Genomic DNA, 20,787 nt, shown 5'->3' on the forward strand with positions numbered 1-20,787 from the left:
GCCGCGCCGAGGTGCCGTGGTCCGGCGGTGTGCGTGGGAGAGCGGGGCCGTGTCGCGAATTCGCGGGCGGCTGTCCGATTTGCCCAGATTATGCGACACGGCCGTGCTCAGCCGCGTAGGCAGGTGGGTGGGGGAGGGTCAGCGGAGGCCGGAGCGGACGAAGCCGTTGATGACGTGGCGTTGCAGGGCCAGGTAGAGGGCGAAGATGGGGAGGGTGGCGAGGCCGGCGGCGGCGGTCAACGGGCCCCATTCCTCGGTCTCGACCGAGTTGATGAAGCTGTTGATGCCGAGCTGCAGGACCAGGTTGCCGCGCTGGAGCACCATCGCCGGCCAGAAGTACTCGTTCCAGGCGTTCACGAACAGCAGGATCGACAGCGCCGCCAGCGGGGCGCGCAGGTTCGGGACGACCACCGTCCACAGCGTCGCCCAGGACGAGCGGCCGTCCATGCGGGACGCCTCCAGCAGCTCCTTGGGGAAGCTGTCGAAGTGCTGGCGCAGCATCAGCACGCCGAGCGCCGACACGAGGTTCGGCACGACCACACCGGACAGCGAGTTGAGCAGGCCGAGGTCGTGCAGCAGCACGTAGTTCGGCAGCATCGTGACCTGGAACGGCACCAGCCAGGTGCCGACGAAGGCCAGGTAGAGCAGCCGCTTCGCCGGGAAGGTCCACACGGCGAAGGCGTAGGCGGCCAGCACGCTGGTCAGCAGCTGGCCGAGGGCGGTGAACAGGGCGACGAGCGTCGTGTTCAGCAGTAGTCGGCCCAGGTCGAGCTGGTCGAGGGCCTGCGAGTAGCTGTCGACCGACAGCGGCCACGGCAGGTACGACGTCTTGTACACGTCGTTGGGGCGGCGCAGCGACGTCGCGTACATCCAGTAGATCGGGAAGATACAGACGAGGCCGAGCAGGGCGAGCGTGACGTGGCCGACGACGGTCATCGTCCGCGAGCGGCCGCCGGGAACGTCGTCGCCGGCCGCCGCCCTCCGGGACGCGCCGGCACCGGGGGTGGTGTCGGCGGCGTCGGACGCCGTGGCGGTCGGCCGGTCGTCGGCCAGCGGCGATTCGATGGCGAGTGCCACGTCCGCTCTCCTGTCAGTGGTGCCGTCATGCCGCCCGAGCGGCGCGGGCGTGTCAGTTGTCGTGGAAGGCCAGGCGGTCGGACAGCCAGACGAGGAACAGCGCGACCAGGGTGAACGCGAGGAAGAACACCACTCCGGCCGCGGCCGCCAGGCCCGCGTCGAAGTTCTTGAACCCGTACTGCCAGAGCAGGTAGTAGATGTTCGTGGTGGAGCTGACCGGGCCGCCCTGGGTGAGCGTGTCGATCAGCGGGAACGTCCACGTGCCGGCCAGCAGCACCGTCGTGAGCAGCAGGAACACCAGCGTCGGCGACAGCAGCGGCAGGGTCAGCCAGCGGGTGGCCTGCCAGCGCGAGGCGCCGTCGACGGACGCGGCCTCCGCGTAGTCGCCGTTGATGGAGGCGAGGCCGGCGGCGACGACGAGCACGGCGAAGCCGAGCATCTGCCAGCCGACGATCCCGGTGATGGACAGCAGCGCCGGGATCCGCTCGTGCAGCCAGTTCGTCTTCAGCCCGGTCGCCCGGTCCAGCACGCCGGAGTCGGGGGTGAGGATCCACTCCCACACGGCGGCGCTCGCGACCGGCGCGACGAGGAAGGGCGCGAAGATCAGCGCCTGGTAGACGGTCTTCGCCCGGCCGCGCACCTCCCGGGTGAGCAGGCCGACGACGATCGGGATGAGGATGGTGAACGGCAGCAGCATGGCGATCATCAGCAGGGTGCGCCACACCGAGCCGGACACGTCGGGCAGGGTGAACACCCGGTGGTAGTTCTGCCAGCCGACCGGCTCCGCCGGTGTCGTCGGCGACAGGTTCCACGAGTAGAACGAGTAGTTCACGGTCTCGGCGAGCGGTCGGTAGGTCCAGACCACGAGCATGCCCAGCGCCGGCGCGAGGTACAGGTACGGCACGACGCCCCGCCCGAGCCGGCGGGCGACGCTCGACGCGGACCGCCGCCCCGCCGATGCGGCGGCCACGGGAGCGGCGGCCATGGAAGCGCCCGCCACGGCCGTCGCGCCGTTCGTGGCGACAGCGTCCGCAGCGGCGAGCGCGTCCGCCGTGCGCGCGGGGGTGCCCGCCCCGGCGCCGGGGGGCGACGCCGGGGCGGGCAGGCTGGGGGGAGCGACCTCGACGAACACGGCTCAGGCCGCCGGGTTCGTCGTCGGGGTGACGCTGCGGATGAACTCCATCCACTCGGCCGCGTCCCGGTTGTACAGCTCGCCGCAGTCCTCCAGCGGCACGGCCGTCGCGACGAACTGGCCGTCGATCAGGTCGATGCGGCTGAACCCGCCGGTGGTCAGGCCGCGGTGCCGCCCGGCCGGCGGCAGGCCGTCGACCTGGTAGGCGAGGGCCGGGCAGATCCACACCGGGATGCCGGCGATGGAGCCCGCGCCGGCGTGGTGGGAGTGCCCGGACAGCACCATCCGCACGTCCGAACCGTCGATCACCTTGGCGAGGCGCTGCGCCGAGGCGAGGCGCAGCAGGTGGGCGGTCGGGACGGGGGAGGGCAGCGGCGGGTGGTGGACGACGAGCAGGGTGCCGCGCGGTGCCGGCGTGTCGAGCACCTCCGCCAGCCAGCCGAGCTGGGCGTCGGTGAGCCAGCCGTCGTGCCGGCCCGGCGTCGTCGAGTCGAGCACGACGATCCGCAGGCCGTTGATGTCATGGACCAGGTCGCAGGGGTCCTCGGGAAGCCCGGTGCTGGCCGCAGGCGAGCCGGCGCCCGAGCCCGTCCCCGTGCTCGCGCCGGGTGCCGAGGCGCAGGGGGCGCCGCCGAGCAGCTCGGCGCGGAAGGGCGCGCGCTCGTCGTGGTTGCCCATCGCGTACACGACGGGGGCGCCGAGCCGCTCGGCCAGCGGTTCGATCACGGAGCGCAGCCGGTGGTAGGCCTCGGGTGCGCCGTCGTTGGCGAGATCCCCGGTGAGCAGGATCCCGGCGACCGGACCGGATGAGGCGGCCACCGCGGCGGCGACCGTCTCCAGCAGGGCAAAGGTATCGATCCGGTCATGCACCAACTGGCCGCGAGGGACGAGGTGAGTGTCACTCACCTGGATCAGGGTCAACTCGGCCGGTCCGGTCGTCGTCATCGGGAATCAGGCCTTCGGCATGAGGGCGGCCCCCTGCTTCAGGGCCGCTGTGAGGGTGGACTGCGGGTCAGCGCCCTGATAGACGGACCGTTCGACGGCGTCCATCATCCCGTCGCGGACCTGCAGGTAGCTGTTGCCGGGGATGGACACCCACGGCTCCATCTTGTCGAGCTGGGCGATGTTCGGAACGATCAGCGGGTTCGCCTTGGCCCAGGCCTGCAGGTAGGCCGGGTCGTCGACGAGACCGGTCCGCAGCGGCAGATAACCGATCTTGCTGGAGATCTCGGTGTAGGCGTCCTCGCTGGTCAGGAACTTGATGAGCTCCCAGCCGGCCCGCTGCTTGGCGGGGTCCTTGGACAGGACGAACAGGGACGCGCCGGAGTTCGTGGCGATCGCGGGCTTCGAGCCGTAGCTCGGCATCCGGGCGGCGCGCAGGTCCCAGTTGCCGCCCTTGGCACCCTTGACGAACGTCGCCTGGATGGAGCTGGTCTCCAGGAACATGCCGATCTCACCGCGAGCGAAGCTCTCGTAGGCCTGCTTCTGGCTGAGGACCGGGGTCAGGCCCTCCTTGACGTAGCGCTGCGCGTCCTGGACCACCTGCACGGCCGGGGCCTGGTCGTAGGTGAGCGTGGTGCGGTCCGAGGAGATGACCCGGCCGCCGTTGGAGCGGACCAGGCTCTGGAAGCACCAGTCCTTGGCGGTCTTGGTGAGGCAGTCGAGGTAGAGGCCCTTGCTGCCGGTCTTCTCGACGATCGTCTTGGCGGCCGTCTCGGCATCCGCCCAGGTCGTCGGCGGCTTCGACGGGTCGAGGCCCGCCTTGGTGAACAGCGAGGCGTTGTAGTAGAGCACCGGGGTGGAGAAGACGAACGGGACGCCGTAGGTCTTGCCGTCCCAGTCGGCGAGGGTCCGCGCGGTGGGCGCGTACGGGTACTTCGCGCCGTCGAAGTTCTTCTGGACGGCGTCCTTGCCGAACAGGTCATCCAGCGGCTTCGCGCCGAGCGAGTGGATGGTGAAGTCGAGGTCGCTGAAGCCGACCTGGGCGACGTCCGGCGGGGAGCCGGCGGCGATCTGGCTCTGGATGCTCGAGATCGTGTCGGTCGCCGGGTTGGGGCTCGAGCCCTTCGGCTTCTGCGCCGTGACGGAGATGTTCGGGTGCGCCTTCTCGAACTTGCCGATCAGGTCGTTGAACGTGTTCGTCCAGGCGCCGGCCTGGCCGAAGTTGTAGCTCTCAAAGACGATCGAGACCTTCTGGTCCTTGCCGAGCTCGGGAACCCGGGTGGAGGCGCTGGTCTGCTCGTCCCCGCCGGGGGAGCCACAGGCGGCCAGGACGGACACGGCGGTCGCGGCCGCCAGCGTCACCAGTGACAGTGATCGGCGGGTGAACGGTCTTCTCACGGGTCGCTCCTCGGCGGCGTGAAAGGTGGGGCGGCGTGGCGAAACGAGACGTGGAGACGAACGGTGTGACGGTGTGCGTGTGGTGCCTGGGTGCCTGGGTGCCTGGGTGCCTGGGTGCCGGGTGTGCCTGGGATGCCAGGGAGCGCCTGGCCGGTCCCGCCGCGCGTCGGGTCAGGTGGTGACGGGCACCCGGGCGGCGGGAATCGAGGTGTGCTGGTCCGGCCGCCAGACGAGGCGGCGCCCCGACTCGCGGTCGAACAGGTGGGTGTGCTCGGGGCGCACGTGCAGGGCGACGGTGTCGCCGGCGGTGAGCCCGGCGGGGCGGCGTACTCGCACCCGGACCTCGCCGTCGCCGACGACGACGTGCGCGATCTCCTCGCTGCCGAGGTTCTCGACGGTGCGCACCGTGCCGCGCAGCGCCGCGGCCGCCGCGTCCGGTCCCGCCGAGCCGTTCTGTCCGGCCGAGCCGTTCTGCCCCGCCGCCGCGTCCGGGCCGATGGTGGCCGTCAGGTGCTCGGGGCGGACACCGAGCAGCACCGCGCGGCCCGCGGACGGGTCGGTGCCGCCGTCGGCGGTGCGGGGCACCTCGATGCCCAGCGGCGCGTCGACGCCCGCGGCGACGGCGTGCAGCCGGCCGTCCCGGCTGGCGATGTCGGCGGGGATCAGGTTCATCGGCGGCGAGCCGAGGAATCCGGCGACGAACGCCGAGGCCGGCACGTCGTACACCTCGGCCGGCGTCCCGACCTGCTCGAGGCGGCCCCGGTTGAGCACGGCCACCGACGTCGCCATCGTCATCGCCTCGACCTGGTCGTGGGTGACGTAGACGAAGGTGCGCCCGAGCCGGCGGTGCAGGTCGGTGATCTCGGTGCGGGTGGCGGTGCGCAGCTGGGCGTCGAGGTTCGACAGGGGCTCGTCCATGAGGAACGCGCCGGGGTCGCGGACCAGCGCGCGCCCGAGCGCGACCCGCTGGCGCTGACCGCCGGACAGCTCCCGCGGCCGCCGGTCGAGCAGGGCCGACAGGTCCAGGATCTGCGCCACCTCGGCGACCCGGGCGCGGATCTCGGCGCGCGGGCGGCGCCGCGCCCGCAGCGGGAAGCCGATGTTGCGGGCCACCGTCAGATGCGGGTAGAGCGCGTAGCTCTGGAACACCATCGCCAGGTCACGGCCGCGGGCCGGCGTGTCGGTGACGTCCCGGTCATCGACGAGGATGCGGCCCTCGCTGGGGGCGATCAGACCGGCGATGGTGCGCAGCAGCGTCGACTTTCCGCAGCCACTGGGCCCGAGCAGCACGAGGAAGTCGCCGTCGGCGATGTCAAGGCTGACGCCGTCGACGGCCGCCGTGTCACCATAGCGACGGGTGACGTTCCGGACCGTGATACGACTCACTGACTCCCCCTGACGTCCCGGGCGCTTCCAGCGCGAGATCCCGTCATCGATGAACTTCCGCGCCCGAACCGTGTACGTGCCGAGTATTTCGGTGTCGACGAGCAGCTGAAGTTCAGCATGGCTCGGTGTATTTGCGGTGAACGGATCACGGCTAAAACGTCCGTGACCGCCCCTCATTGGAGTTTTGAATGACACGAAAGGACATCGTCGCGGCAGCGTCGGGCGCCGCCGCCGTGCGCTATGCCGGGCCCGTGCCGGGCACCCGGCGTTCACGGATCCAGGCGGCCACCGCCGGGCCGATGACGGCGGCGTCCTTCACCCAGGCGAAATGGTCGCGGTGGGCGACGCCGCTGGCGGCGGTGATGTGCCAGCGATCCAGCCGGGCGTTCGGCATCCGGCCGCACAGGAAGTCCACGTTCGACTTCGGCCCCAGCCGGTCCTCGTCCAGCGAGATGGCCAGCACCGGAATGTCGAGCTCGGCGAGCAGCCGGTCGTAGTCGCGGGTGGTGCCACGGGGTCGGTAGCGGCTCGTGCGGGAATGCCGCGCCCAGTCGGTCATCACCCGCCCCGGCATCGCACCGCCGATGAGCATGCCGCCCGGCCAGTACCCGCGCACCCGTGCGACCAGGCCGATCGTCTGGATCGAGTACAGCGCCTCCGCCCAGCGCCGCCACCCGAACGCCTTCCAGTAGACGGTCCCCGTCCCGATCACGCAGACACCGGCGACCTGGCCGCCGCCATCGCCGTCCCGGCCGGCGGTGGCGCGGGCCTCGCCGGCCGCGGCGGCGGCGTGCAGCAGACCGACCTGACCGCCCAGGCTGTGGCAGAACAGATGGGGTCGCACACCCGGGAAGCGGGACGCCACCGCGGCCAGCACCCGGGGCAGGTCGACCTCGATGAGCTCGCGATAGCCGAACGTCGGCTGGTCGTGTAGCCCCGGGCGTGCCTCGCCCTGCGCGCGCAGGTCGGTCGTCACCACGGACAGCCCGGCGGCACGCAGTGCCTTCGCGATCGGCAGGTAGAACTTCGCCTTGAGCGCCATCGCCGGCAGGATCAACACCACCGGCGCCGCCGGGTCGTCGGCCGGCAGCACCCGCAGCACGAACGAGACACCGCCCTCGCTCGGCACGGTGATCGACTCCAGCGCGGCGAACTCGCCACCGTCCCGGCCCTTGCCGCCTCCAGGGGCTGTCCCGGCCGGCGCCGCTCCAGCCGCTGCCGTCGCGTCCGCCGCGATAGGGCTGGGCGTGGGTGTCGTCTCGGTCATGGCGCGGGGGTCGCGGTGGCGGCGACCATCTCGGCGACGTAGGCGAAGCGGAAGGTGGCGATCTGCCCGCCGGAGGCGTCCCACAGCTGCGCCTTGCCGTCGAGCTCGACCCGCTGGCCCGGGGTGGCGGCGAGCACCTGGCGCACGCCCCGCTCCTCCACGGTGGCGACCGCGCGCACCAGGCCGCGGCCCGGCCGGCGGAACGACGACCAGCTGTCGCGCACGACGAGCCAGGCCACCTCCCCGATCCGCGCGGCCGCCGCGCCGACGAACGCACAGGCCCCGGCGATGTCGGCGGCGAGGAACTGGGCGCCGGCGTGCACCGTGCCCATCTGGTTGGTCAGCTCGGCGCGGTCGGGGATCTCCACCACGGCGTGCTCCGCGTCGACCTCGGTCACCTCGACGCCGACGAACGCGCCGAACGGCACCACCTGGTTGGCCAGGCGCCGGATGTGCTCGAAGTCCGGGATGGCCGCGCCCGGCCGGGCGAAGGCGGCGAACGCGGACGCGTTCGGAGCCAGGACTGACGGGTTGCTCACCGTGTTCTCCCAAGGGATGGGTCCGACCAACCGATGGGTCCGACCAACGGATGGGTCCGACCAAGGGGTGGGTCCGACCAACGGGTGGTCGGACGTGGAACGGGGGGTCAGGCGCGGCGGCCGACGCGGCGGAACACGCGCCGGGCCACCGAGGCCCGCAGCACCTCGGACGGCCCCTCGTAGATGCGGAAGGCGCGTGCCTCGACGAGGAACCGGGCGACGAGGTAGTCCTCGCAGACGCCGAGCCCGCCGAACAGCTGCACCGAGCGGTCGAGCACCCGCCACACCGCCTCGGAGACGAACGTCTTCGCGATGGACGCGCCGTGGCGGGCCGCCGAGCTGGTGGCGCCGAGCTCGTCGAGGGTCGCGGCGGTGGCGTGGACGAGCGCCCGCGCCGCCGCGATGTCGATCTCGTTGTCGGCGACGAGCCCCTGGGCCAGTCCGTGCTCGGCGATCGGGACACCGAACGCGTGCCGTTCGGTGATGTAGGTCGCCGACAGGGTGTGCGCGCGGTTCGCCAGGCCCAGCCAGTTCATGCAGAACGTCAGCCGGGACGGGGCGAGCCGGGCACTGGCGTACTCCAGGCCGAGACCGACCTCGCCGAGCACGGTGGAGCCCGGGACCCGGCAGTCGTCGAACACGACCTCGCAGTGCCCGCCCGGGGCACTGGAGAAGTCCAGGGTCGGCATCCGGCGCACCACCCGCATGCCCGGGTTGTCACCGTCCACCAGGAACATCGTCGGGCCGACGTCGGTGCGGGCCACCGCGATCGTGAACCCCGCGCCGTCCGCGCCGGTGGTCAGGTGCTTCGCGCCGCTGATCGACCAGTCGCCGCCCACCCGGGTGGCGGTGGTGCGCAGCATGCCGGGGTCGGAGCCGGTGCCCGGCGCGGGCTCGGTCATCGCGATCGCCGAGCGGATCTCGCCGCTGGCCAGCGGGGCGAGATAGCGCTCCCGCTGCTCGGTGGTGCACGCGTCGTCGAGCAGGTGGATGTTGCCGTCGTCGGGCGCCCAGCAGTGCAGCGCCAGCGGTCCGACGAGGCTCTCGCCGGCGGCGCCGAGCACGTGGGCCTGCCCGCGGAAGTCGAGCCCGAGCCCGCCGTACTCGACCGGGGAGAGCGGCCCGAACACGCCGGCGGCGCGGGCGGCGGCGTTCAGCTCCAGGCGCAGCTCGTCGGTCACCGGCCGCCGGTCGACGATGATCTCCCGCTCGACGGGGATCACCGTCTCCCGCACGAACCGCGCCGTGCGCGCCGCCACCTCCAGCGCGGTGCCGCCGGCCGGGGCGGGTGGGGTCGGCAGGTGCGCCTCGCCCGGTTCGAGGAGGGTCTCGCTCACGGGTGTGCTCCCAAGGTCCGTCGGCGCGCCGTGTCCATGGGCTTCACCGAAGTCATTCCGGTGCGGCCGCGGCGGTCCCGGCGCACGGTGAAATTGCGCGGTGTGCCGAGCCATTGTTGCGACCACCCGACGTGTCGGTCGCCGGCCATCGGTGTTTTCGATGGGGTGATTGCCGTTGGATTGATCGAGGTTGTGAACGCGGGTGGCATGAGACGGTTTGCGAGTGACTTCCGCATCTCGCTGGACGGTCCTGCGGGTGGACGAGGCGACTCTGGCCGCTGAGGACGTGCTGGTCATCGCGCTGACGGACCCGCGGGGAGAAGCACTTGAGCGGTGGGAACCCGGCGCCCACATCGATATTCGACTGCCCGACGGAGAGATCCGTCAGTACTCCTTGTGCGGGGACCCGGACGATCTGGGTTCCTGGCGAATCGCGGTACTTCGCGAGGAAAACGGGCGAGGCGGGTCCCGGTACATCCATGAACGGGTCGTAGCCGGCACGGAAATAGCCGTCGGCCAGCCGAGAAACAATTTTCCGCTGGTTGACGGGGCTTCCTACCGGCTGCTGGCCGGCGGCATCGGCCTCACCCCGTTCCTGCCGATGATCCGCGAGCTCGCCCGCCGCGGTGCCGACTGGCGGCTCTACTACGGCGGTCGGGCCCGGGCGCGGATGGCCTTCCTGCCGGAACTCGCCGACCATCCGGACCGGGTCCACATCCTGCCCGAGGACACCCACGGGCTGCTGCCCGTGGCGCAGGTCGTCGACGAACTCGACACGGAATCCCGGCTGTACTGCTGCGGCCCCGAGGGCCTGCTCGACGCCGCCGAGAAGGCGTTCGCCGCCCGCGGCGTCGGCAGCCTGCACCTCGAGCGCTTCCGCCCCCGACCGCAGGACGAGGACGCCGAGCAGCGCGCCTTCGAGGTGCTGCTCGCCGGCTCCGGCCGACTCGTCAAGGTCAGGGCGGGGCAGTCCCTGCTCGACGCGCTCGACCGCGCCGGGCTCGACGTGCCGTCCTCCTGCCGGGAGGGCACCTGCGCGAGCTGCGAGACGCCCGTGCTCGCCGGCGAGGTCGACCACCGGGACTCGGTGCTCACCGACGACGAACGGGCCAGCAACGCCACGATGATGATCTGTGTGTCGCGGGCGCGCTCGGAGCGGCTGACCCTTGACCTCTGACCCCCGGCCAGGCGCCGCCTCCGCCCGCCCGTCCGCGTCCAGGCCCGCGTCCGCCGACACACCGATCTCCGCGCTCGGACCGGTGTCCGGGGACGCGGGGCACGCCGTCGTGCTCGGCGCGGGTGTCGCCGGCCTGCTCGCCGCCCGCGTCCTGACCGAGACGTTCGCCCAGGTCACCATCATCGACCGCGACGATCTGCCCGGCCTTTCCGCCGCCACCGGCCTTTCCGCCGCCACCGGCTCGCACGGCTCCACCGGCCCGCTGGGCTCCGCCGGCCGCGACGCCGACGGTTTCGCCGGCCTGACCGACCCGGCCGCGGGCGGGTTCGGCGATCGCCGTGGCGTGCCGCAGGCCCGCCATCTGCATGCGCTGATGGACCGGGGGCGGCAGATCGTCGAGGAGCTGCACCCCGGCATCGTCGACGAACTGGTCGCCACCGGCGCGCCGACCAGCGAGGTACTCGTCGGCGGCCGCTACTACATGTACGGCCGGCGCCTCCATCCGACGTCGACCGGGCTGACCTCCGTGCTCGCGAGCCGTCCGCTGCTCGAACGCGTCCTGCTGGCGCGCACCTCCTGGCTGCCCGGTGTGCGCGTGCTCCCGCGCACCGCGGTCGCGGGCCTCGCCACCGTCGGCTCGGGCCCGTCCGTCCGCGTCGCCGGCGTGCGCCTGCGCGGCGGCCGGGACGGCTCCGACGACACCACCGTGCTGCCCGCCGAGCTCGTCGTCGACGCCAGCGGACGCAACTCCCGCAGCCAGGACTGGCTCGTCGCCGCCGGCCAGCAGCTTGCGCCCAGCTCGCGGGTCACCGTCGACCTCGGCTACTCGTCCCGGCTCTACGAGCGCCGCCCCGAGCACCTCGACGGCGAGAACAGCGTCATCGTCGCCACCGCGCCGGGACTGGTCGGCGCCGGCGTGGCCCGCACCGAGGACTCGCGCTGGATCGTGACGCTCGCCGGCCTGCTCGGCCAGCACCCGCCGACCGATGACGCCGGCTTCCTCGAGTTCGCCCACGCGCTGCCCGTCCCGGACGTCCACGACCTCATCAGCACGGCCAAGCCGCTCACCGACGCCGTCCCGTTCCGGTTCCGGGAGTCGGTGCGGCGTCACTTCGAGGCGCTGCGCCAGCCGCCGGAGGGCCTCGTCGTCCTCGGTGACGCGCTGTGCAGCTTCAACCCGCTCTACGCCCAGGGCATGACAGTGGCCGCCCAGCAGGCGCTGGTGCTGCGCGCGTCCCTCGCGGACGGCCTGCCCGGGCTCCCGCGCCGCTTCTACCAGGCGGTCGCGCCCGTCGTGGACGTCGCCTGGGACATGGCGACCTCCGCCGACCTGCGCTACTCGCAGGTGGTCGGCCGTCGCCGACTGCGGGGACGCATCACCGGGGGATACGCGGCCCGGGCTCAGCAGCGCGCGCACGGCGACCCCGTGGTCGCCCGCGCCCTGATGCGGGTGGTGAACCTTGTCGATCCACCCACCGCACTGCTGCGTCCGGCGCTGGCCGCGCGGGTGCTCACCCCCGGCAACCGCGGCGGCTGAACCGTCCCGGGCATCGCGCACCGCGGCCCGGGACGCACCACGACCATCGTCGAGGAGGAGACCTCATGGTCACCGTCCACCCCAATCCGTCCGCGGCCACCCACCCGCCCGCCTCGACCCACCTGCCCGCCTCCGCCGACCTGCCCGCCTGGGCGTCGACGGCCGGCACCGAGTCCGCGCGGCTGCTCGCCGAGCTGTTCGACCCGGCCAACCGGCACGACCCGTACTCGACGTACGTGAAGATGCGCGCCCTCGGGCCGCTGCACGACGGGCCGTTCGGGCTGCCACTGGCCACCAACCACCAGGACTGCACGGCGATCCTCGCCAACCAGGACTGGGGCCACGACCGCGAGGCCCACCAGCTGCACCCGACGATGCCCGCCGACGCCTTCCCGTCCACCTTCCTGTGGATGGAGCCGCCGGACCACACCCGGCTGCGCGGCCTGGTCACCAAGGGCTTCACCCCGCGGGTCGTGTCCGGGATGCGGCCGCGTATCGAGGCGCTGTGCGCCGAGCTGATCGACAACGCGCTGCGTGCCGGCGACTTCGACCTCATCGAGGTCCTCGCCTACCCGCTGCCGCTGACGATCGTCTGCGAGATCCTCGGCGTCCCCCGCGCCGACCACCCGCAGGTGCAGGTCTGGTCGCAGGCGATGGCCCGCGCCTTCGACCCCGACGTGCTCATGACGCCCGACGCGCTCGCCGCCCGCAACGCCGCCATCCCCGACTTCCTCGCCTACTTCCGCGCGCTCGTCGAGCGGGCCCGGCGCTCGCCCGGCAGCGGTGACGACCTGATCAGCCAGCTCGCCGCGGTCGAGGAGCAGGGCGACCGGCTGTCCGCCGACGAGCTGCTCGGCACCTGCGTCACGCTGCTCATCGCCGGCCACGAGACGACCGTCAACCTGGTCGGCAACGGCATGCTGGCGCTCATCCGCCACCCCGACCAGCTCGCCCTGCTACGCGAGCGCCCGGAGCTCATCCCCTCGACCGTCGAGGAGATGCTCCGCTACGACTCGCCGATCCACATGAACACCCGCGCCGCCAAGCGGGAGCTGACCGTCGCCGGGCGCGACTTCGCCCCCGAGCAGGGCGTCGTCGCGCTCATCGCCTGCGCGAACCGCGACCCGGCGGCCTTCGAGAACCCGGACGTCTTCGACATCACCCGCTTCGACCGGACGAAGCCCGTCAACCGGCACCTGTCGTTCAGCCTGGGGCTGCACTACTGCCTCGGCGCGCCGCTGGCCCTGCTCGAGATGGAGATCCTGCTCGCCGAGGTGCTGCGCCGCGTCGGCGACATGGAGCCGCTGACCGACACCCCGCCGTACAAGCCGAACATGCTCATCCGCGGTCTGGCTGAACTGCCCGTCCGCTTCCGCGCCGCCTGAGCGCCACCGAACGGGGCGGGCCCGGGTGGCGTCGTCGCCACCCGGGCCCGCCCCGTCCCACCCGCACCGCGTCCGGACGCGTCCCGGAGGACCGGCCTTGACCACGCGACCCTCGCAGCCCATCCAGCCCGTCCAGCCCGTCCAGCCCGTCCAGCCCGTCCAGCCCGTCCAGCCCGCGCAGCCTGACCAGGCCGCTCCGCTCGCCCTGTCGGCGGGCGTCTTCGACCAGGCCAACCGGGCCGACCCCTACCCGATCTTCCGCGCGATCCGCGAGGCCGGCGCCAGCCACTGGCTCGCCGCGTCGGCGCGGATGATCGCGCTGACCCGGCACGCGGACTGCCAGCGCGTGCTGTCCGACCCCGCGTTCGGTCACCTCCCGCCGTCCGAGAGCTCGTACCGCGAAGGACCCGACGAGGGGTTGCGCTCGATGATGCGCGCGAACCCGCCCACCCACACCCGGCTGCGCCGGCTCGTCAGCCGGGCGTTCACGCCCGGTCGGGTCGCCCGCTTCGAGCCGCTTGCCCGCGACCTGACCGCCGAGCTGCTCGACGACGCCGTCGGACGGGACGAGGTCGACCTCGTCGGCGGTCTCACCCGGCCGGTGCCGCTGCGGGTCATCTGCACGCTGCTGGGCGTGCCGGCCGCCGACGAGAAGGTCTTCAGCGACTGGGCCTCGGCGCTGGCCCGTGCGGCCGACCCCATCCAGACGGTGACCCTCGAGGAACGGGCGGCGCGGACGGCGGGCAACCGCGGGTTCACCGCCTACTTCACCGACCTGATCACGACGCGTCGCGCCGAGCCCCGCGACGACCTGCTCAGCGACCTCATCGCCGTCCAGGAACAGGGCGACAGCCTGTCCGACCAGGAACTCGTCGAGCTTGGCGAGCTGCTGCTGGTCGCCGGCTACGAGACGACCGTCAACCTGGTCGCGCACGCCGTCCTCGCCCTCGCCCGCGACCCCGAGCAGTACGCGGCGCTACGGGCCCGGCCCGACCTCGTGACGTCCGCGGTCGAGGAGGCGCTGCGGTATGACCCGCCGATCCAGCTCGTCCTGCGCTCCGCCCTCACCGAGGTGGAGATCGCCGGGCAGTCGCTGCGCCGCGGCGACGGCGTCGTCCTCCTGATCCCGGCCGCCACCCGCGACCCCGACGTCTTCGCCGACCCCGACCGCTTCGACGTCACCCGCTACGCCGGCCCCACCCAGCCCGCCCGCCACCTGGCGCTCGGTCACGGCATCCACTACTGCCTCGGCGCCCCGCTGGCCCGCCTGGAGGGCGAGATCATGCTGGGCGCGCTGGTCGAGCGGGTGAGCGCGATCGACCTCGTCCGCGCGCCGACCTACCGCCCCCACATCGTCGGCCGCGGCCCCGCCGCACTACCCGTCCGCCTGCGTCCCGCCTGACCTCCCTCCACGGACCGCGGCCGACCGTCAGGAGATCAGGCGGCTGGTATAGCCGGCGGCAACCAGGCTGTCGTATGCGGCGCGGACATCATCCGGAACCGGCTGCGGGACGGCGTATCCGCGTTCGGCGTACACCCCGATGGGCTGAGTATCGCCGACCAGCACGGAGGTGATGACGGTCGCGGTGTTGACCCGCCGGGGCCGGCGACGTTGGTGCTGAGGCCGACGTGGCGCTCTTTGGACATGGGGCGCTTCGTCCGGGTTCAGGCTCAGTCGGTGCCGTGTTGCACCGTGTGCACGGGCCGGTCGGGTTCCGGGCGCTGCAGCTGCGCTGCGACAACATGTCCTCCAGCGTCCGGCCTCCCGGTACCCAACCGCCTGCGGCCGGATGTCAGTTCGCGGCGGTGGTGATCTCGACGGGGAGGGAGTGCAGGCCGCGGTGGATGATGCTGGGCTGGTAGTCCAGTGGCGCGTCGGTCAGGCGCAGCCCGGGGGCCCGGGTGATCAGCGTGCGGATCGCCGTGGACGCCTCCAGGCGGGCCAGCGGGGCGCCGAGGCAGTAGTGCAGGCCCAGGCTGAAGCCGAGGTGACGCGGACCGCCGGGGCGGGCGTAGCGGGTGACGTCGAGCTCGTCGCCGGCGCCGAAGACGTCATCGTCGCGGTCCGCCGAGCCCATCAGCACGATGACGCCGTCGCCCCGCTGGTAGGTCTGGTCGCCGACGGTGGTGTCGGTGAGCGCCACCCGCATCGTGAACTGGGTCGGGGTGTCGTAGCGCAGGATCTCCTCGATGGCCGGGCCGACGAGGTCCGGGTCGCGGCGCAGGCGGTCGAGCTGCTGGGGGTGGCTCAGCAGGGCGTGGATGCCGTTGCCGACCAGGTTGATGCTGGTCTCCATGCCGGCGACGAGCAGCAGCACGCAGATGCCGAGGACCTCCGCGGCCGAGAGCACCTCGCCGGCCTCCTCGACGGCGACGAGCCGGCTGAGCAGGTCGTCCTGCGGGTCGGCGCGGCGGCGGGCGACCAGGTCCGCGAGGTAGGCGACCACGGCCTTGCCGGCGGAGTCCCGGGCGGTGATCTCCGCGGGGGAGAGCAGTGGTTCGGGGTCGGTGCCGCGGGCGATCGCCAGTTCCCAGGAGCGCAGCAGTTCGGCGTCCTCCTCCGGCACGCCGAGCAGCCGGCGTCCGACCATCGCCAGCGCCAGCGGGCCGGACAGGTCCCGCACGACGTCGAGCCCGCCGTCGGCGATGGCCCGGTCGACGAAGGTGTCGACCAGATCCGTGATCATAGGTGCGAGGTCGGCGACCATCCGGGCGCTGAACGCCTTGTTGACCAGTCCGCGCAGCCGGCGGTGGTCCGGCGGGTCCATCCGGATGAACGATCCCGGCAGGCTCGCCTCCTGGTCCCAGAAGGGGCTGAGCCGGTCGGCGTTGCCGTGACCCCACGCCTGGCTCGCCAGCACGGCGGCGCAGTCGGCGAACCGGGACAGCACCGTGACCTCGGTGTCGGCGAGACGGATCCGCGTAGGCGCCGGGTTCTCGCGCATCCGCCGGTATCCCGGGTAGGGGTTGACGCGGTGCGCGTCATCGAACAGGTCGAGCGCGTCGGGCACGACGTTGCCGATCTCCGCTGTGCTCATGAATCCCGCTCCTTCGTGACGCCGGCCTGGACGGCTGCCCGCGGGCACCCGGATCGTTCGCGCATGGCGCCGGCCCGGTGAGGCCCATCGTCCGATCCGAACGACGTGCGCGTCTGGGACAGCGGCGGGTTCGCATCGCGCGATATGAAACGGATATCGCGTGGCTGGTGGCGTGGCGTGGCGTGGCGTGACGCGGTGCGGCGTCGGGCGCCCGCGCTCAGCCGTGCGGAGGACCTGCGTCGTCCCGCGGGCCGCGGGGGAGGGGCTGGGTGGCGAGCGGCGGGCCCGGCCGCAGGCCGTCGAACAGGACGCCGAGCAGATGGTCCCGGCGCTCGGCGAGCGGACCCTGCTCCGCCAGGGCGGCCACGGCCGTGGCGAGCGCGAAGACGTCGAGTCCGGTCACGTCCGGTCGTACGGACCCCTCGGCCTGGGCGTTCGCCAGCAGTTGGCCGCCTGCCCGCCGCAGCGCGCCGCACGCCGTCGACAACGCCGAGTCGGGATCATCCAGGGTCGCCGCCAGCGCGGTGGGCAGTCCCCGGTAGACGGCGGCGCTGAGCGCGAGTTCACGTAGCCATGCGGTCAGGGCGTCCACGGCGGTGTGGGTCGCCGCGAGCTCGTCGGCGAGCTCGACCAGACGGGCGAAGCCCTGCCGCAGCAGCGCGTCCAGCAGCGCCTCACGGGTCGGGAAGTGCCGGTAGAGCGTGCCGAGTCCGACCTCGGCGCGGCGGGCGACGTCGCGCAGCGAGGCTCCCACTCCCTGCTCCGCCACCACGAGCCGGGCCACCTCGAGGAGGTGGTCGTGGTTGCGGCGGGCGTCGGCCCGCTGGTCGCGCTGGCGGGACAGCTCCGGCGGCCTCGCGTGGGCTGTCACTGGCATTCACATCCCGGGGTGATGACGGCGCGCGCCCGTATTCGGAGCGCCGCTCCTGTTACGCTGCGGAGCACTGCTCCGCTTTGATGCTGGAGCGCTGATCCGCACGCTATCCCGTCCACCCACACCCGTGAGGACACCAGGTGCCATGAAGTCCATCCGCGTCCACCACGTCGGGTCGCCCCACGAACTCCAGCTGGAGGAGGTGGAGCGGCCGGAGGCCGGCGCCGGCGAGGTACTCGTCGAGGTGCACGCCGCCGGGGTGAACCCGCCAGATCTCTACGCGCGCGCCGGCTACCCGCAGATCCCCGCCGACTTTCGTCCCCCCGTCCCGCTGCCGCTCACACCGGGTACGGACGTGTCCGGGGTCGTGGTGGGAGTCGGCGGCGGGGTCACCTCGTGGGCCGAGGGTGACGAGGTCCTCGGCCTGCTCCGGTTCCCGACCGTCACCGGCAGCGGCCGGGGGTACGCGCAGTACACGACGGCGCCGGCCGGTGACCTGGCCCGCAAGCCCGCTGGCATCGACCACGTCCACGCGGCGGCGGTGCCGATGGCGGGCCTCACCGCCTGGCAGTTCCTCGCTGACATCGCCCCCGTGTCCCCCGGGGAGACGGTGCTGGTCAACGGCGCCGCCGGCGGTGTGGGGCACTTCCTCGTCCAGCTCGCCCGCCGGGCCGGCGCGCGGGTCATCGCCGTCGCGTCCACCCGGCACGAGGCGTTCCTGCGCGGCCTCGGTGCGGACGAGTACATCGACTACACGACCACCCGCGTCGCCGACGTGGCGAAGGAGGTCGACGTGCTGTTCGACACCGTCGGCGGGCCGCACGGCCATCTGCTCACGCCGGCGATCCGCGACGGGGGCAGGCTCGTGCCGATCTTCTTCGGTGATTACCACGACGACGAGCTCGCCCGGCGTGGGGTCCGCCACGGCGGCGGGCAGGTGCGCTCGCACGGCGGCCAGCTCGCCGAACTGGTCGCTCTGATCGACGAGGGTGAGATCCGGGTTGCCGTCGACGAGGTCTTCCCGCTCGCCGAGGCGTGGCGCGCGCACGAGCGGGCCGAGCGCGGCCACATCCAGGGCAAGATCGTCCTGCGCGTCGACCACCCCAGCTGACCCCCGACCGCCGCTGGCGCACCCGAGCAGAAACGGAGAAGCTCAGGTCAGACGGGTGCGCCTAGGGTGTTCGGCATGGACGCGGCCGACACTCATGATCTGATCCGTGTGCTCGGCGCGCGGGAGAACAACCTGAAGGACGTCAGCGTCGAGCTGCCGAAACGGCGGCTGACGGTGTTCACCGGTGTGTCCGGCTCGGGGAAGAGCTCGCTGGTGTTCGGCACGATCGCCGCCGAGTCGCAGCGCCTGATCAACGAGACGTACAGCGCGTTCGTCCAGGGATTCATGCCGACGCTGGCCCGGCCCGACGTCGACGTCCTCGACGGGCTGACCACGGCGATCATCGTCGACCAGCAGCGGATGGGCGCCGACCCGCGCTCCACCGTCGGCACCGCCACCGACGCCGGCGCGATGCTCCGCATCCTGTTCAGCCGGCTCGGTCAACCCCACATCGGCCCGCCCGGCGCGTTCTCGTTCAACGTCCCGTCCGTGCGCGCCGCGGGCGCCATCACCGTCCAGCGCGGCACGGACGCGAAGGCGGAGAAGGTCACCTTCACCCGCACCGGTGGAATGTGCCCGCGCTGTGAGGGCCGCGGCTCGGTCTCCGACATCGACCTGACCGCGCTCTACGACGACAGCAAGTCCATCAACGAGGGCGCGATCACCATCCCCGGCTACAGCGTCGACGGCTGGTACGGACGGATCCTGGGCGGCTGCGGCTTCTTCGACGCCGACAAGCCGATCCGGCGCTTCACCAAGGCCGAACTCGCCGCGCTGCTCCACAAGGAGCCGACGAAAATCAAGGTCGAGGGCATCAACCTCACCTACGAGGGCCTGATCCCGAAACTGCAGAAGTCGATGCTCGCCAAGGACCGCGAGGCGATGCAGCCGCACATCCGCGCGTTCGTCGACCGGGCGGTGACCTTCACCGTCTGCCCCGAGTGCGACGGCACCCGGCTCGCCGAGGCCGCCCGCTCGTCGCTGATCGGCGGGCGCAGCATCGCCGACGTCTGCGCCATGCAGCTCAGCGACCTGGCCGACTGGGTCGGCGAGCTCGACGAGCCGACGGTCGCCCCGCTGCTCACCGCCCTGCGCCACACCCTCGACTCGTTCGCCGAGATCGGCCTGGGCTACCTCTCGCTCGACCGGCCGTCGGGCACGCTGTCGGGCGGGGAGGCGCAGCGGGTCAAGATGATCCGCCAGCTCGGCTCGGCGCTCACCGACGTCACCTACGTCTTCGACGAGCCCACCACCGGCCTGCACCCGCATGACATCGCCCGGATGAACGGCCTGCTGCGGCGGCTGCGCGACAAGGGCAACACCGTGCTCGTCGTCGAGCACAAGCCCGAGATGATCGCGATCGCCGACCATGTCATCGACCTCGGCCCCGGCGCCGGCGCGGACGGCGGCACCGTCTGCTTCGAGGGCACCGTCGACGGGCTGCGGGCCTCCGGCACCGTCACCGGCCGCCACCTCGACGACCGGGCCGCGCTGAAGAAGACAGTCCGAACTCCCACCGGCCGGCTGGAGATCCGCGGCGCCTCGACGCACAACCTGCACGACGTCGACGTCGACATTCCCCTCGGCGTGCTCGTCGTCGTCACCGGCGTCGCCGGGTCCGGCAAGAGCTCGCTCGTACACGGATCGATCCCCGCGGACGCCGGGGTGGTGTCGATCGACCAGACGCCGATCCGCGGTTCTCGGCGCAGCAACCCGGCGACCTACACCGGGCTGCTCGAACCGATCCGCAAGGCGTTCGCGAAGGCCAACGGGGTGAAGCCGGCACTGTTCAGTGCCAACTCGTCCGGCGCCTGCCCGGCCTGCAACGGGGCCGGCGTCATCTACACGGATCTCGCGATGATGGCGGGCGTCGCCAGCACCTGCGAGGAGTGCGACGGAAAGCGTTTCGACGCCTCGGTGCTGGAATACCGGTTCGGCGGGCACGACATCAGCGAGGTGCTGGCGATGTCGGTCGCGGACGCGGAGGAGTTCTTCGGCTCCGGTCAGGCGCGCACCCCGGCCGCGCACACGATCCTGCGCCGCCTCGCCGACGTCGGGCTCGGCTACCTCGGCCTCGGCCAGCCGCTGACCACACTGTCCGGCGGCGAGCGGCAGCGGCTCAAGCTCGCCACCCGGATGGGCGACAAGGGCGCCGTCCACGTCCTCGACGAGCCCACCGCCGGCCTGCACCTCGCCGACGTCGAGCAGCTGCTGGGCCTGCTGGACCGGCTCGTCGACGGCGGCACGTCGGTCATCGTCGTCGAACACCACCAGGCGGTGATGGCGCACGCCGACTGGATCATCGACCTCGGGCCGGGCGCCGGTCACGACGGCGGCCGGATCGTCTCCGAGGGCACCCCCGCCGACCTCGTCGCGGCCCGCTCCACCCTCACCGGCGAACACCTCGCCGCCTACGTCGGCGCCTGACCGCACGGCCCCGTGCCATCGTCTGATTGGAAGGCGGTATCGACGGCCGGGGACGGGATGATGCCACGATCCGTGGGCGGCCGGGCACGGTAGCATCCGCTCCAGCAGAGCCCAGCGACCCGGCCGGCCGCGTGGACCTTCCCCGTGCGCTGTCCGGGCG

Annotated in this window: 16 protein-coding genes; 6 read left to right on the forward strand and 10 right to left on the reverse strand. The window is 72.5% G+C overall.

Annotation, left to right across the window (positions count from 1 at the left end):
• Window positions 1-138: 138 nt before the first annotated feature.
• The 8 genes from AC6EXY_RS20945 to AC6EXY_RS20980 all read right to left on the reverse strand — a co-directional run bounded on the left by AC6EXY_RS20945 (window position 139) and on the right by AC6EXY_RS20980 (window position 9,078).
• Window positions 139-936, reverse strand: a complete 798-nt coding sequence (locus AC6EXY_RS20945; RefSeq protein ID WP_101829823.1) for a carbohydrate ABC transporter permease — start codon at window positions 934-936, stop codon at window positions 139-141.
• Between the two features lie 193 nt (window positions 937-1,129).
• Window positions 1,130-2,062 (reverse strand): carbohydrate ABC transporter permease, encoded by a 933-nt coding sequence (locus AC6EXY_RS20950; RefSeq protein WP_101829824.1) that lies wholly within the window; start codon window positions 2,060-2,062, stop codon window positions 1,130-1,132.
• A gap of 150 nt (window positions 2,063-2,212) precedes the next feature.
• Window positions 2,213-3,154, reverse strand: coding sequence for a metallophosphoesterase (locus tag AC6EXY_RS20955; RefSeq protein WP_101831957.1), 942 nt, complete (start codon window positions 3,152-3,154; stop codon window positions 2,213-2,215).
• A gap of 6 nt (window positions 3,155-3,160) precedes the next feature.
• Entirely contained in the window at window positions 3,161-4,549 is a 1,389-nt protein-coding gene (locus AC6EXY_RS20960) for an ABC transporter substrate-binding protein (RefSeq protein WP_101831958.1), read from the reverse strand.
• Window positions 4,550-4,720: 171 nt separating this feature from the next.
• The gene (locus AC6EXY_RS20965; RefSeq protein ID WP_101831959.1) at window positions 4,721-5,935 is read right to left on the reverse strand and encodes an ABC transporter ATP-binding protein; all 1,215 of its coding nucleotides are present in this window, start codon (window positions 5,933-5,935) and stop codon (window positions 4,721-4,723) included.
• 238 nt (window positions 5,936-6,173) lie between these two features.
• Window positions 6,174-7,202, reverse strand: coding sequence for an alpha/beta hydrolase family protein (locus AC6EXY_RS20970; protein WP_115537951.1), 1,029 nt, complete (start codon window positions 7,200-7,202; stop codon window positions 6,174-6,176).
• The gene (locus tag AC6EXY_RS20975; protein WP_499817544.1) at window positions 7,199-7,741 is read right to left on the reverse strand and encodes a PaaI family thioesterase; all 543 of its coding nucleotides are present in this window, start codon (window positions 7,739-7,741) and stop codon (window positions 7,199-7,201) included. Before AC6EXY_RS20975 ends, AC6EXY_RS20970 begins: the two co-directional genes overlap by 4 nt.
• 107 nt (window positions 7,742-7,848) lie before the next feature.
• Complete coding sequence (locus AC6EXY_RS20980) at window positions 7,849-9,078, reverse strand: acyl-CoA dehydrogenase family protein (protein WP_101831961.1); 1,230 nt, start codon at window positions 9,076-9,078, stop codon at window positions 7,849-7,851.
• Between the two features lie 223 nt (window positions 9,079-9,301).
• On the opposite strand from AC6EXY_RS20980, the gene AC6EXY_RS20985 reads away from it, so the two are divergent.
• The 4 genes from AC6EXY_RS20985 (at window position 9,302) to AC6EXY_RS21000 (ending at window position 14,579) form a co-directional block, all read left to right on the forward strand.
• Window positions 9,302-10,255, forward strand: a complete 954-nt coding sequence (locus AC6EXY_RS20985) for a PDR/VanB family oxidoreductase (RefSeq protein ID WP_243407529.1) — start codon at window positions 9,302-9,304, stop codon at window positions 10,253-10,255.
• Window positions 10,245-11,792 carry an FAD-dependent oxidoreductase gene (locus tag AC6EXY_RS20990; RefSeq protein ID WP_499817543.1) on the forward strand — a complete coding sequence of 516 codons (1,548 nt, stop codon included), beginning with the start codon at window positions 10,245-10,247 and terminating at the stop codon, window positions 11,790-11,792. Before AC6EXY_RS20985 ends, AC6EXY_RS20990 begins: the two co-directional genes overlap by 11 nt.
• Window positions 11,793-11,857: 65 nt before the next feature.
• Window positions 11,858-13,177: a cytochrome P450 gene (locus tag AC6EXY_RS20995; protein ID WP_499817542.1), complete on the forward strand. Its 1,320-nt coding sequence runs from the start codon at window positions 11,858-11,860 to the stop codon at window positions 13,175-13,177.
• A gap of 97 nt (window positions 13,178-13,274) precedes the next feature.
• Window positions 13,275-14,579 carry a cytochrome P450 gene (locus tag AC6EXY_RS21000; RefSeq protein WP_499817541.1) on the forward strand — a complete coding sequence of 435 codons (1,305 nt, stop codon included), beginning with the start codon at window positions 13,275-13,277 and terminating at the stop codon, window positions 14,577-14,579.
• 391 nt (window positions 14,580-14,970) lie between these two features.
• Here AC6EXY_RS21000 and AC6EXY_RS21005 read toward each other — a convergent pair whose 3' ends face one another.
• Window positions 14,971-16,215: a cytochrome P450 gene (locus AC6EXY_RS21005; protein WP_101830887.1), complete on the reverse strand. Its 1,245-nt coding sequence runs from the start codon at window positions 16,213-16,215 to the stop codon at window positions 14,971-14,973.
• A gap of 217 nt (window positions 16,216-16,432) precedes the next feature.
• On the reverse strand, window positions 16,433-17,092 hold the full coding sequence (locus AC6EXY_RS21010; RefSeq protein ID WP_101830888.1) for a TetR/AcrR family transcriptional regulator: 660 nt from the start codon (window positions 17,090-17,092) through the stop codon (window positions 16,433-16,435).
• Window positions 17,093-17,234: 142 nt separating this feature from the next.
• Between AC6EXY_RS21010 and AC6EXY_RS21015 the strand changes: the two genes are divergently transcribed.
• The gene (locus tag AC6EXY_RS21015) at window positions 17,235-18,200 is read left to right on the forward strand and encodes an NADP-dependent oxidoreductase (RefSeq protein WP_101830889.1); all 966 of its coding nucleotides are present in this window, start codon (window positions 17,235-17,237) and stop codon (window positions 18,198-18,200) included.
• A 75-nt stretch (window positions 18,201-18,275) separates the two neighbouring features.
• Window positions 18,276-20,627: an ATP-binding cassette domain-containing protein gene (locus tag AC6EXY_RS21020; protein ID WP_101830896.1), complete on the forward strand. Its 2,352-nt coding sequence runs from the start codon at window positions 18,276-18,278 to the stop codon at window positions 20,625-20,627.
• Window positions 20,628-20,787 lie beyond the last annotated feature (160 nt).

It is taken from the genome of Frankia sp. RB5, assembly GCF_059816245.1.